The organism is Achromobacter sp. UMC71 (assembly GCF_014170305.1).
Classification (GTDB): Bacteria; Pseudomonadota; Gammaproteobacteria; order Burkholderiales; family Burkholderiaceae_B; genus Achromobacter.
On sequence record NZ_LZZT01000010.1, the window covers coordinates 285,229 to 297,762 of the forward strand.

Sequence of the window (12,534 nt, forward strand, 5' to 3'; positions counted from 1 at the left end):
CAATTTGCTTTACGCGGGACTGACCCCGCTTATACTCTCGCGTTTGCCGGGGCGTGGGGCCGTTGCCGACTGCGCCCGCCCGGACACCCAGGAGGATGCGCATGAAGGGCTGGACCCGATTGACCCTGGCCGCGTCAGCGGCCGCGATGCTGCTGGCAGGTTGCGCGGGCCCCCGCTATGGGGATATTGCCGCACAGATCCCCGCGATCGAGGCCGGCACCGGCCGCATCTACGTCTACCAGCTTGCTGACGGCGCCATCGCCGCCGAACCTGCAATCGTGATCGACGGCCGCAAGGTCGGCCGTTCCAAGCCTGGCCGTTTCTTCTTCGTCGATCGCCCCGCCGGCACGCACACCGTTGCGACCGCCACGGACAAGAAAGCGGGCAAGGCCGCCCTGGAGGTGCGCGTGGACGCGGGCCAGACCCGCTACGTCCGCACGGAGGTCGTAGGCGGCAGCCAGGTTCTGCGCCTGGAAGACGACGCCGACAAGGCGCAGCAGGACATGGCCGGTTTGCGCTATTGGGGCGCCGGCTGGCGCGACCGCGAGAAGCTGCGTTATTGATCCGCAAAGATCGGCAGATGGCTAGGCGCCCGCACTGAGCGGCGGTCGCTTGCGCCATCTTTTGTAAAACGCTGTCGCACTTATATACTTCAGCCTTTTGCCATTCCGAGGTGCCCATGGCGTCATCGCAGGTCGTAAACAAGCGCGAAAGCCGCGCCGCCCGAGCCGGCAGCGCGTTGCTGGCGGCTACCCTGTGCGCGATTGCGCTGGGCGGTTGCATGTCCGTGAAGTCCGAGCGGGTCAACCTGGTGCCGGTCGCCGCGTCGGAGCCCGTCAGTTCGATCCAGTTGTCGCGCGCGGTGGTCGCGACGCTGCCCAACGAAGGGGCAGTGACGCTGCCGTCGGGATCGCAATGGCAGCGTGTCGGCGCCATATTGCAGGGTGATGTATACCGCGCGCAGGGGCGCCTGTTCACGATCCAGACGCGCCGGCAGAACGAGGCCTACCCGGTGGCTTCTTCGGGCAAGCTGGTGGGCTTCTACCTGCCTGGCGAGGGGTCCTATATCGCGCTGTCGCGGCCCGTCACCCTGCCAGTGGAGATGCGTCAATGAGTCTGGTGAAGATTGCCGCGGCGATGTTGGCGGCGATGGCTCTGGCCGGCTGCGCTGGACCCAAATACGAGAAGGCCGCCTCGCGTATCCCGCCGGTCCCGCAGGACAAGGGCCGCATTTTTTTCTATCAGCCGCAGCCGGAAATGATGTCGTCGGTGCAGCAGAAGCTGCGCGTCAACGAGGTGGTGGTGGGCCGTAACAAGCCGGGCGCCTTCTTCTACGTCGACCGGCCGGCGGGCAGCTACACGGTGACCAACCTGTATTGGACCGGCGACGGCGTGAGCTTCATGTTGGATGCCGGACAGACGCGTTACGTGCGCATCGTGGCCGAGTCGCTCGGCAGTACCGGCGCGTCGGGCAAGCTGATGATGGAACTGGTCGATCCGCCCGAGGTGGCCGAACGCGAAATGAACCGGCTGCGCTATTGGGGCGCGGCTTCGCCCGAGCAGGTGCCGGGACTCTAGCCTCCAACTCGAGGGATGACGATGAATCGCAGGACCGTATTGTCCGCCGCCGTGGCGGTGGTGGCTGTGGCGTTGGCGGGATGTGCCGGTACGCGGTACGAGACTGCTGGCGCGCGAATTCCTCCCATTCCAGAGGGCGAGGGGCGCATCTATTTCTATCAGCTCAACCCGAATCTGGTGACATCGCGACAGCAGAAGCTGCGCGTCAACGGCGTCGTCGTGGGCCGCAACAAGCAGGGGGGATTCTTTTTCGTCGATCGGCCCGCCGGCAGCTATGTGGTGACGAGCCAGTATTGGACCGACAGTGGCGTGAGCTTCATGTTGGACGCGGGGCAGACCCGCTATGTGCGCGTCGACGTGGCATCCAATGATGGCAGGACGGCGACGGGCGGGCCGAGGTTGACATTGATCGATCCACCGGAGACGGCCGAGTTCGAAATGCGCCGGTTGCGTTATTGGGGTGCTGCTTCGCCGGAGCAGGTGCCGGGCCTGTAATCACACAACAAGGAAAACGATGTATCGCGGAATCAAGATGTTGGCCGCCGCAGCAGTCGCGGCAGGGGTGTTGGCAGGTTGCGGCGGCGCCCGCTACCGGGACGTGGCGGCGAATATTCCGGTGATGGTGCCGGATACCGCCCGTATCTATTTCTACCAGCCTTCCGCGCCGGGCGGCGCGCTGTCCAGCCAGCCCTATCTGCGGCTCAACGGCCAGAAGGTCGGGCGCTCCAAGCCGGGCAGCTTCTTCTTCATCAACCGGCCGGCCGGCACCTACCGCGTGGATACCATGCGCGAGAATGAGTTCCTGACCTTCGACCTGGCGCCGGGCCAGACCCGCTATGTGCGCCTGAGCATCGAGGGCGTGGGCGGCAATTCGTCCAGCGCAGGCACCCAGGTCATGCGCATGGAAGACTCGGAGACGGTGGCGCAGCAGGAAATGGCGCCGCTGAAGTATTGGGGGGCGGGTTCGCGCGAACGGGTGAAACTGCGGCCTTGAGCCAGGCGCAAGGGGCGGGGCGAAGCTGACCCGGGGGCGTCTGCCCGGCGCGGCTTCGGGCACCCGGCCTCGCAGATAGGACCCGATCAGGGCGCGCCATCGGCGCGCCCTGATCGTTTTCAGCCCCGGTCCAGGCCGACTTCCTGCAGCACCGTGGTCGAGATTTCTTCGATCGACTTGGTGGTGGTGGACAGCCACGAGATGCCTTCGCGGCGCATCATGCGTTCGGCTTCGGCGACTTCGTAGCGGCATTGCTCGAGCTGCGCATAGCGGCTGTTGGGCCGGCGCTCGTTGCGCACTTCGGACAGGCGTTCGGGCTGGATCGACAGGCCGAACAACTTGGCGCGGTGCGGCGCGATGGTCGAGGGCAGGGTGCCGCGCTCGAAGTCATCGGGCGTGAGCGGGAAGTTGGCCGCCTTGATGGCGTACTGCATGGCCAGATACAGGCTGGTCGGGGTCTTGCCGCAGCGGGAGACGCCCACCAGGATGACGTCGGCCTGGTCCAGCTGGTTGACGAACTGGCCGTCGTCGTGCGCCAGGCTGAAATTGATGGCGTCGATCCGGTTGCGGTACTTTTCCGAGTTGGCCTGCATGTGCGAGCGGCCGATGGAATGGCTGGATTTCAGCCCCAGCGCCTGTTCGATGTGGCTGACGAAGGTGCCGAACAGGTCCAGGAAAATTCCGTTCGCCTGTCGAACACGCGACAGGATGTCGGGGTTGACCAGGGTGCTGAAAACGATAGGGGGTACCCCGGCTTCCAGGGCGCTGCGGTCGATGCGCGCAGCCACTTCGGCGGCCTTTTCCAGCGTGTCGACAAACGGCAGCCGGACGGGCTTGAAATCGACTTCCTCGAACTGGGAAAGCACTGACTGGCTGAAGGTTTCCGCAGTGATGCCGGTACTGTCGGAAACGATGTATACCGTGCGTACGATCGGGGTAGATGTCATGTGTAAAAAATTCCAACCAGGCAGATGGCCGGATGTGCTCGTACGAGTACAATCAGGCCCCTATAAGTCACCCCAAGGGCGGTCCAAGGCCAGTTTGGTCAGCGCAGTCGGATCGGCAATTTCCGGGCAGTTGCCGGGCGCCGAATCTGCATTGACCAAACTCGCTTTCATTCCATTGTAAAAGGTGACTTCAATGTCGTATGTTGTTTTGTTCGAGCAGCTCCGCATGACGGACGTGGACTCGGTAGGAGGCAAGAACGCATCACTAGGCGAAATGATCAGCCAGCTGTCTGGCGCGGGTGTCCGCGTACCGGGCGGCTTTGCCACGACCGCTGATGCTTTCCGCGACTTTCTCAAGGCCTCGGGCCTGGATAAGCGCATCGCCGAACGCCTGACCACGCTGAACCCCGAAGACGTCCGCGAACTGGCCAACGCCGGCTCGCAGATCCGCCAATGGATCATCGACGCGCCGTTCTCGCCTGAATTCGAATCGCAGATCCGCGACGCCTTCGCCAAGCTCGACGCTGACGGCAAGGGCTCGTTCGCCGTGCGCTCGTCCGCCACCGCCGAAGACCTGCCCGACGCCTCGTTCGCCGGCCAGCAGGAGACCTTCCTGAACGTGGTGGGCATCGACGATGTGCTGGACAAGATCCGCCACGTGTTCGCTTCGCTCTACAACGACCGCGCCATTTCCTACCGCGTGCACAAGGGCTATGCCCACGCTGATGTGGCCCTGTCGGCCGGCATCCAGCGCATGGTGCGCTCGGACAAGGGCAGCGCCGGCGTGATGTTCACCATCGACACCGAATCGGGCTTCCAGGACGTGGTGTTCATCACCTCGTCGTACGGCCTGGGCGAAACGGTGGTGCAGGGCGCCGTCAACCCCGACGAGTTCTACGTCTTCAAGCCCACGCTGGCCCAGGGCCACTTCCCCATCGTCGGCCGCCGCATCGGCTCCAAGCTGATCAAGATGGAATTCGACCCCGAGCGTCCGGAGGGCCGCGCCGTGCGCACGGTCGACGTGCCGGTGTCGGAACGCAACCGCTATTCCCTGACCGACGACGAGGTCAATGAGCTGGCCCGCTACGCCGTCATCATCGAAAAGCACTACGGCCGTCCGATGGACATCGAGTGGGGCCGCGACGGCGTCGACGGCAAGATCTACATCCTGCAGGCGCGTCCGGAAACGGTGAAGTCGCAGCAGGGCGTCAACGACGTGCAGCAGCGCTACCGCCTGAAGGCCACCGGCCAGGTCCTGATCACCGGCCGCGCCATTGGCCAGAAGATCGGTGCGGGTCCGGTGCGCGTGGTCGGCGACATCTCCGACATGGACAAGGTGCAGCCCGGCGACGTGCTGGTCACCGACATGACCGACCCCAACTGGGAACCCGTCATGAAGCGCGCTGCGGCGATCGTCACCAACCGTGGCGGCCGTACCTGCCACGCGGCGATCATCGCGCGTGAACTCGGCATTCCGGCCGTGGTGGGTTGCGGCAACGCCACCGACCTGCTCAAGGAAGGCCAGGCTGTGACCGTGTCGTGCGCCGAAGGCGACGAAGGCCGCATCTATGACGGCCTGATCGAAACCGAAGTCGAGGAAGTGCGCCGCGGCGACATGCCCGCCATCGATCTGAAGATCATGATGAACGTGGGCAACCCCCAGCTGGCGTTCGACTTTGCCCAGATCCCCAACGGTGGCGTGGGCCTGGCGCGTCTGGAATTCATCATCAACAACAACATCGGCATCCACCCGAAGGCGGTGCTGGACTACCCGAACGTCGATGGCGAGCTGAAGAAGGCCGTGGAATCGGCCGCCCGCGGCCATGCCAGCCCGCGCGCGTTCTTCGTCGAGAAGATGGCCGAAGGCGTGGCCACCATCGCGGCGGCGTTCTATCCCAAGCCGGTTATCGTGCGCATGTCGGACTTCAAGTCCAACGAGTACCGCAAGCTGGTGGGCGGTTCGCGCTACGAGCCCGAGGAAGAGAACCCCATGCTGGGCTTCCGCGGCGCGTCGCGCTACATCGCCGAGGACTTCGCCGAGTGCTTCCGCATGGAATGCGAAGCCCTCAAGAAGGTGCGCGATGACATGGGCCTGACCAACGTCGAGATCATGGTGCCGTTCGTGCGCACGCTGGGTCAGGCCGAGAAGGTCGTGAACCTGCTCGCCAAGCACGGCCTGGCGCGCGGCGAAAACGGCCTGAAGCTGATCATGATGTGCGAAGTGCCGTCCAACGCGATCCTGGCCGACGAGTTCCTGCAGTTCTTCGACGGTTTCTCGATCGGCTCGAACGACATGACGCAGCTGACGCTGGGTCTGGACCGCGACTCGGGCATGGAGCTTCTGGCCGCCGACTTCGACGAACGCGACGAAGCCGTGAAGTTCATGCTGCGCCGCGCGATCAAGGCTTGCCTGGCGGCCAACAAGTACGTGGGTATCTGCGGCCAAGGCCCCAGCGATCACCCGGACTTCGCGCAATGGCTCAAGGACGAGGGCATCCTGTCGATGTCGCTCAACCCGGACACCGTTGTCGATACGTGGCAACGCCTGGCCAAGCAATAATGGCCAAGCGTTAGCAAAAAAACCGCGCCGGAAACGGCGCGGTTTTTTTTGCCTGGGCGCTATCCCGTCTTTTCCACGACGACCTTCGACAGCGCTTTCGGCTCGAGATACTAGCGGGTGGCCAGCGGCGAAGTGGCGGTTTTCGGTGGAGGCGGTGCTGGCGGAATTCGGCAACTGAACGTCGCGGCCCGGACGGGCCGCGATTCGCGCACGCCGCTATGCCGCCAGGGCTTCCCGCGCAATCAGCTCGCGCTTGCGGTCGATGCCCCAGCGATAGCCGGCCAGGGACCCATCCGTGCGCACCACCCGGTGGCAGGGAATGGCCAGGGCGATGTTGTTGGTGGCGCAGGCGCGGGCCACGGCGCGCACGGCTTGCGGCGAGCCGATGCGTTCGGCGATGTCGGTATAGGTGGCGGTGACGCCCACCGGAATCTCACGCAGGGCTTCCCATACACGGCGCTGGAAGGCGGTGCCGCGCACGTCCAGCGGCAGGTGCAGGCCGACGGACGGGTTTTCGACGAAGCCGACGACGGCGGCCATCCATTGCTCGAATTCGTGGTCGGCGCCGATCAGGCGGGCGGCCTTGAAGCGGTCCTGCAGGTCGCGCACCAGTTGTTCGGGGTCTTCGTGCAGCGCGATTTCGCAGATGCCGGTGTCGCTGGCGGCGACCAGCAGCGCGCCCAGCGAGCATTGGCCCACTGCGAAGCGGATCTCGACCCCCGCGCCGTCCTTGCGAAACGCCGTGGGCGTCATGCCCAGGATGGCGGGCGCGGCTTCGTAGAAGCGGCCGCTGGAATTGAAGCCGGCGCCGTACATGGCGTCGGTGACGCTGGCGCCTTGCCGCAACTGCTGGCGGGTACGGTCGGCGCGCAGCGCGCTGGCGTAGGCCTTGGGCGTGATGCCGGTCGCCGCCTTGAACAGGCGATGGAAGTGGAACCGGCTCATGCCGGCCTGTTCGGCCAGCGTGTTCAGGTCGGGCGGTTGCTCGGCTTCGAGGGCGCGGCAGGCGCGTTCGATGGCGGCTGCGTGCTGTTTGCTCAAGGGGGCGGCTTGGGTCATGAGGGGGCTCCTGGGCGCGGGGATTGATGCGCTTTTGGGTATGTTCTCAAAGGCCGCCCGCCGCCGCACTCCGGATGTTGCGGGCGGCGCTGTCGCCTTGCCGCGCCGCCGGGCGCGCGGGCTTCAGGCCGGCGCGTAGGCATCCAGGAAGCGGCGCACCAGCTCGCCGGACACGGGCGTGGCCCGTACGTTGGCGGACAGGCCCGGGACGTCGAGGTTCTCGGCGGCATAGCGCCGGCCGAAGCGTTCGAGGTGGGCGCGCACGAAATCCGGACCGAATTCGGGGTGGAACTGGGTCGAAAAAATATTGCGGCCGATGCGGATCATCTGGTGCTCGTCCAGGTCGGAGCGCGCCAGCACGGCCGAGCCGGGCGGCGGCTGCAGCACGGTCTGGGCGTGCAGCATCTGGGCAGGGAAGGTGGGCGGCAGGCCAGCCAGCAGTTTGTCGCCGGCGGCTGCGGGCAGCAGCTCGACGGTCTGGGTGCCGACTTCGCGGCCGGCCGGGTTGTAGCCGACCTTGCCGCCCAGGGCGTGCGTCAGCAACTGGTGCCCGTAGCAGATGCCGAACATAGGCAGGCCGGCGGCAGCCGCCTCGCGCAGCCAGGCGGCGGTGGCTTCGCTCCAGGGTTCCAGATCGGTGACCATGGCGGGCGAGCCGGTGATCAGGGCGGCGCGGTATTGATCGGGCGCGCGGGGATGTTCGCCGGCGTGGACGGCGACGACTTCGAGCGCGTCGGGGGCCAGGCCCGAGGCTCGGGCGAGCTGTTCGGCATAGCCGCCAAACTGGCTTTTGAGGGTGTCGTCCGGGTCGCCCGTGTGCAGAATCAGGACGGGGCGGACTGAGGGTATTGCAGCGGTCATGGAGGCTTATGCGTTGAAGATGCCGGGCGCCGGGTCGGGCCGGATGGCGAACGCCAACGCACATCATAATCCAGGCGATTATCCGTGGCGGGGCCGGATGCCCCCGTTGTGTCCCGGAAATACGTACAATCCGCTGGACAACTCATCCTTTCAGGCGAATTCGACTATGTGGATATGGCTGGGACTGGCCGCGCTGGCCCTTATCGGGGAACTGGCGACGGGAACGTTCTACTTGCTGCTCGTGGCACTGGGACTGGCCGCGGGCGGTGTCGCTGCGTGGCTGCTGGCCGGCCTGGAATGGCAGCTGGTGGCTTGCGGCGTGGTGCTGCTGCTGGGCCTGTTGCTCCTGCGCAAGACACGCGTGCTGAAAAAGCGCGAGGTCAACTCCGCCCGCAACGCCGACGTCAACCTGGATATCGGCCAGACCGTCAAGGTGGAAGCCTGGGCCGAGAACGGCACGGCGCGCGTCTGGTACCGCGGCGCGCACTGGCAGGCGGAATTGGCCGCGGGCCAGCCCGCCCACGCCGGCGAACACATCATTACCGAAATGCGCGGCACGAGCCTGGTCCTGACGCCCAAGGGCGACACGGCCGGCGCCGCCCGCTAGCAGGGCCGGCCGCGCGGCAAGCGGGTTTTCTTTCCGCGCCGGCAGGCCCCACGTACGACCCGAGCCCGCCCCAGGCGGAGCCGGCAGCAGCAGGCGCCCTGGCTACCGCGGGCAGGAGCGCCACCGCATTCACCCCAGAAGAGGCTCTACATCATGATCGATACCTCCACTATCGTCCTGCTCGTCATCGTCGCGCTGGCGATTCTTATTGTCATCAGGGCGATTGCCATTGTTCCCCAGCAGCATGCCTGGGTGGTGGAACGGCTGGGCAAGTTCGACCGCGTGCTGTCGCCGGGCGCCGGCTTCGTGATCCCGTTCATCGAACGGGTGTCGTACAAGCACTCGCTCAAGGAAATCCCGCTGGACGTGCCCAGCCAGGTCTGCATTACGCGCGACAACACGCAGCTGCAGGTGGACGGGGTGCTGTACTTCCAGGTGACCGATCCGATGCGCGCATCGTACGGTTCGTCCAATTACATCTCGGCGATCACGCAGCTGGCGCAGACTACGCTGCGCTCGGTGATCGGCAAGATGGAGCTGGACCGCACCTTCGAAGAACGCGATTCCATCAACAGCAACATCGTGTCCTCGCTGGACGAGGCGGCGCTGAACTGGGGCGTGAAGGTGCTGCGTTATGAAATCAAGGACTTGACGCCGCCCAACGAGATCCTGCGTTCGATGCAGGCGCAGATCACCGCCGAACGCGAAAAGCGCGCGCTGATCGCGGCTTCGGAAGGCCGCCGCCAGGAACAGATCAACATCGCCACCGGCGAACGCGAAGCCGCCATCGCCCGCTCGGAAGGCGAGAAGCAGGCGCAGATCAACCAGGCGCAGGGTGAAGCCGCTGCCGTGCTGGCCATCGCGGAAGCCACCGCCAAGGCCATTACGCAAGTGGCCGACGCCGTGCGTCAGCCGGGCGGCATGGAAGCGGTCAACCTGAAGGTGGCCGAGCGTTACGTCGAAGCCTTCGGCAACGTGGCCAAGGAAGGCAATACGCTGATCCTGCCGGCCAACCTGGCGGATGTGGGCGGCATGATCGCGTCCGCCATGACCATTGTGAAATCCACCCGCAACACCTGAACCGCGCGCCGTCAGGCGCACCGCCCATGATCGCTCCCGTTCATTTGCTGTTGATAGCAGTGCTGGCGGGGGTGCTGTCGCTTTGCGTGCTGGGGTCCCTGGCGCGCAGCGGCATGGCCGGGATCAGCGAAACCATACGCGCCAACCTGCTTACGCTGTTGGCGTTTTTTTTATTCGGCTTGCAGGTCACCGAGGCGCCGCGCTGGTTGTCGATCCTGCTGCCCAATGTGCTGATCGGCCTGGCGCTGTGCGCCTATTACACGGGCATCCGGCGGCTGATGGGCCAGCGGGTGCCGCGGCATCTGATGATGGTGGCCTGCGTCGCGGCCTGGCTGGTGGTGGCGGGGTACACGTATATCGACAGCCAGGTGGCGCCGCGTATCGTGGCCATGTCGACGCTGCAGATGGGCTTCATGTTCGCCGTCGCCATGGGGGTGCGGCGCGGCATGCCGCAGAACCGGTCGCGCTACAGCTACTACTTCGTCTGGTCGGTGGCGATGATCTCGGGCGTGACTTGCGGGTTGCGGGCGGTGGTGTTCGCGTCTGGGGTGGCCTTGGCCGAAACGCTGCTGGAGCCCACCGCCTGGAACATCCTGTTCATGACGCTGGGCGTGCTGGCCATGCCGTGCCTGACCCTGGGCGCCATCATGATCATCCACGACCGCATGCTGGCCGATCGCGAGCAGGAGGCCAGCACCGACTTCCTGACCGGGCTGATGTCGCGCAAGGCCTGGTGGCTGCAGGCCGAGCGTTACTGCGCCCAGGCGCTGCGCACGCGCCGTCCGCTGGCGCTGATGGTGCTGGACATCGACCATTTCAAGCGCATCAACGACACTCATGGCCATGCCGCCGGCGACGCGGTGCTGCGTCATTTCGGGCTGCTGGCCACGGCCACGCTGCGCACGGGCGATCACGTGGGCCGGGTAGGGGGCGAGGAATTCAGCGTGCTGTTCGCGGACATGCGCAGCGATGCCGTGATGGAGGCGGCGGACCGGCTGCTGGATTCCGTGCGGCGCACGCCCTGCGCGCATGGCGGCAGCACGATTTCGTATACGTTCAGCGCGGGGGTGGTGGATTGGTTGCCTGGCGAGAACCTGCAGGCCTGTTTCGAACGCGCCGACCGGATGCTGTATGCGGCCAAGCAGGCCGGGCGCAACCGGGTCGTGGGGCCGGGCGTGACATTGGTCGAGGGGCGGGCCGAGCCGGCGCCCTTGCCGGCGGCCGCCTAGATTGGCACCGCGTCAGTCGTCTTTGCGCGGCGCGCGGGTGTCGTGCTTCATGATGCGTTCTTTCTCGCGCTGCCAGTCTTTTTCGCGCGCGGTGTCGCGCTTATCGAACAGCTTCTTGCCCCGGCCCAGCGCGAAATCGAGCTTGATGCGGCCATTCTTGTAGTGCAGGTTCAGCGGCACCAGGGTGTAGCCGCGCTGTTCGACCTTGCCGATCAGCTTGCTGATTTCCTCGGCCTTGAGCAGCAGCTTGCGCGTGCGCATGGCGTCGGGATGGATATGGGTGGACGCCGTGGGCAGGGGGCTGACGTGCATGCCGAGCAGGTACAGCTCGCCGTCGCGCACGATGACGTAGCTTTCCTTCAGTTGCACGCGGCCGTCGCGGATCGACTTGACTTCCCAGCCTTGCAGCACCAGGCCCGCCTCGTAGCGGTCTTCGATGAAATAATCGTGCGTGGCCTTGCGGTTATCGATAATGCTCATCTTGTTTTGCCCATCTTATCTTGCACACATCTTATTTTGCACACATCTTATTTTGCACTCATCTTGTGGCCCATCTTGTTTTGGCGATCTTGCAGCCACTCTCTGCCGCCGTTTTGGCCTGGATGGCGTGGTACCGGTAAAATCCTCTCATTCTAGCCATTTGCGATAGTCGATGCACAAAGTACAGCGATCCGTCCTGGTGCCTTACAGCGCCGCCCAGATGTTCGACCTGGTGGCCGACGTGGAAAAGTACCCCGAGTTCATGCCGTGGTGTGGCGGCGCCGAGGTGCAGACCCGCGACGAGCACGGCATGCAGGCCTCCATCCTGATCAGCTTCGCGGGGATGAAGCAGCGCTTCACCACGCGCAACAAGCACGTCTATCCGGACCGCATCGATCTGGAGCTGGTCGACGGCCCGTTCTCCAGCCTGGTGGGGCACTGGGAATTCCAGCCGCTGGCCGACGACGCGTGCAAGGTGCTGTTCACCATGGAATACGCCTTTTCCAACCGCGCGCTTGAAATGGTGGTGGGGCCAGTGTTCAACCGTATCGCTACCAGCTTCATCGATTCCTTCACCAAGCGGGCGCAGGCCAAATATGGCGAATGAGCCGTCCGCGGACGGCCTGATCGGCGTCTGCGTCTGTTACGCGTTGCCGGCCCAGGTGTGGCTGCGCGACGTGCGCCTGCCGGCCGGGGCGACCGTGGCCGATGCGCTGGAGGCCAGCGGTTTCGCGCAGGCATTTCCGGTCGTGCCGGCCTGGGAGCGGGGCGTGGGCGTGTTCGGCCGCGCGGCCGAACCGCAGACGCCGCTGGCCGATGGCGACCGCGTCGAGATCTACCGCGGCCTGTCCTTCGACCCCAAGGAATCGCGCCGCCGCCGCGCCGAGCACCGCCGCGCCAAGACCGCCCGCAATGGGCGGGTGCGGCCGGCCGGGCTGCTGTAGGGACGCATGCGTCTCCGCGGGCGGGCCGCCCCCCGCGCGCCACATTGTCATCAATAGGACAAATTCCGCTGGCGCTTCCGGCGTAACATTAACGTCACCGCACTTACGTTTACGTCAACGTCATGTCAAAATCGGCAGGCTGGCGTTCACGAGACGGCAGCAACGCCAACAGACAATACCCATAACATCAGGAGA

The 12,534-nt window shown here is 65.4% G+C and carries 15 protein-coding genes; 11 read left to right on the plus strand and 4 right to left on the minus strand.

What is annotated here, in order from left to right; all coding sequences use genetic code 11:
• Positions 1-101: 101 nt before the first annotated feature.
• The 5 genes from A9974_RS04800 to A9974_RS04820 all read left to right on the plus strand — a co-directional run bounded on the left by A9974_RS04800 (position 102) and on the right by A9974_RS04820 (position 2,572).
• On the plus strand, positions 102-563 hold the full coding sequence (locus A9974_RS04800; protein ID WP_183002995.1) for a DUF2846 domain-containing protein: 462 nt from the start codon (positions 102-104) through the stop codon (positions 561-563).
• A 116-nt stretch (positions 564-679) separates the two neighbouring features.
• Positions 680-1,114 carry a hypothetical protein gene (locus tag A9974_RS04805; RefSeq protein WP_255468025.1) on the plus strand — a complete coding sequence of 145 codons (435 nt, stop codon included), beginning with the start codon at positions 680-682 and terminating at the stop codon, positions 1,112-1,114.
• The gene (locus tag A9974_RS04810; protein WP_183002996.1) at positions 1,111-1,578 is read left to right on the plus strand and encodes a DUF2846 domain-containing protein; all 468 of its coding nucleotides are present in this window, start codon (positions 1,111-1,113) and stop codon (positions 1,576-1,578) included. Before A9974_RS04805 ends, A9974_RS04810 begins: the two co-directional genes overlap by 4 nt.
• Before the next feature lie 21 nt (positions 1,579-1,599).
• The gene (locus A9974_RS04815; RefSeq protein ID WP_183002997.1) at positions 1,600-2,073 is read left to right on the plus strand and encodes a DUF2846 domain-containing protein; all 474 of its coding nucleotides are present in this window, start codon (positions 1,600-1,602) and stop codon (positions 2,071-2,073) included.
• 19 nt (positions 2,074-2,092) lie between these two features.
• Positions 2,093-2,572, plus strand: a complete 480-nt coding sequence (locus tag A9974_RS04820; protein WP_183002998.1) for a DUF2846 domain-containing protein — start codon at positions 2,093-2,095, stop codon at positions 2,570-2,572.
• A 119-nt stretch (positions 2,573-2,691) separates the two neighbouring features.
• Here A9974_RS04820 and A9974_RS04825 read toward each other — a convergent pair whose 3' ends face one another.
• Positions 2,692-3,519 (minus strand): pyruvate, water dikinase regulatory protein, encoded by an 828-nt coding sequence (locus tag A9974_RS04825; RefSeq protein WP_183002999.1) that lies wholly within the window; start codon positions 3,517-3,519, stop codon positions 2,692-2,694.
• Positions 3,520-3,712: 193 nt separating this feature from the next.
• On the opposite strand from A9974_RS04825, the gene ppsA reads away from it, so the two are divergent.
• On the plus strand, positions 3,713-6,079 hold the full coding sequence (gene ppsA / locus A9974_RS04830; RefSeq protein WP_183003000.1) for a phosphoenolpyruvate synthase: 2,367 nt from the start codon (positions 3,713-3,715) through the stop codon (positions 6,077-6,079).
• A 216-nt stretch (positions 6,080-6,295) separates the two neighbouring features.
• Here ppsA and A9974_RS04835 read toward each other — a convergent pair whose 3' ends face one another.
• Both A9974_RS04835 and A9974_RS04840 read right to left on the minus strand, forming a co-directional pair.
• Complete coding sequence (locus tag A9974_RS04835; protein ID WP_183003001.1) at positions 6,296-7,138, minus strand: bifunctional transcriptional activator/DNA repair enzyme AdaA; 843 nt, start codon at positions 7,136-7,138, stop codon at positions 6,296-6,298.
• Positions 7,139-7,261: 123 nt separating this feature from the next.
• The gene (locus A9974_RS04840) at positions 7,262-7,999 is read right to left on the minus strand and encodes a glutamine amidotransferase (protein WP_183003002.1); all 738 of its coding nucleotides are present in this window, start codon (positions 7,997-7,999) and stop codon (positions 7,262-7,264) included.
• Positions 8,000-8,165: 166 nt separating this feature from the next.
• On the opposite strand from A9974_RS04840, the gene A9974_RS04845 reads away from it, so the two are divergent.
• The 3 genes from A9974_RS04845 to A9974_RS04855 all read left to right on the plus strand — a co-directional run bounded on the left by A9974_RS04845 (position 8,166) and on the right by A9974_RS04855 (position 10,915).
• Positions 8,166-8,606, plus strand: a complete 441-nt coding sequence (locus A9974_RS04845) for an NfeD family protein (RefSeq protein ID WP_183003003.1) — start codon at positions 8,166-8,168, stop codon at positions 8,604-8,606.
• Positions 8,607-8,759: 153 nt separating this feature from the next.
• Complete coding sequence (locus A9974_RS04850; RefSeq protein WP_025138819.1) at positions 8,760-9,686, plus strand: SPFH domain-containing protein; 927 nt, start codon at positions 8,760-8,762, stop codon at positions 9,684-9,686.
• Positions 9,687-9,712: 26 nt separating this feature from the next.
• Positions 9,713-10,915, plus strand: a complete 1,203-nt coding sequence (locus tag A9974_RS04855; RefSeq protein ID WP_183003004.1) for a GGDEF domain-containing protein — start codon at positions 9,713-9,715, stop codon at positions 10,913-10,915.
• Positions 10,916-10,927: 12 nt separating this feature from the next.
• Here A9974_RS04855 and smpB read toward each other — a convergent pair whose 3' ends face one another.
• Entirely contained in the window at positions 10,928-11,395 is a 468-nt protein-coding gene (smpB, locus tag A9974_RS04860; protein WP_183003005.1) for an SsrA-binding protein SmpB, read from the minus strand.
• Between the two features lie 172 nt (positions 11,396-11,567).
• Here smpB and A9974_RS04865 point away from each other — a divergent pair, with 172 nt between their 5' ends.
• A complete protein-coding gene (locus A9974_RS04865; protein ID WP_183003006.1) occupies positions 11,568-12,002 on the plus strand; it encodes a type II toxin-antitoxin system RatA family toxin in 435 nt (144 codons plus the stop codon).
• Positions 11,992-12,339, plus strand: coding sequence for an RnfH family protein (locus A9974_RS04870; protein WP_183003007.1), 348 nt, complete (start codon positions 11,992-11,994; stop codon positions 12,337-12,339). The genes A9974_RS04865 and A9974_RS04870 overlap by 11 nt, the downstream gene beginning before the upstream one ends.
• Positions 12,340-12,534: the final 195 nt, after the last annotated feature.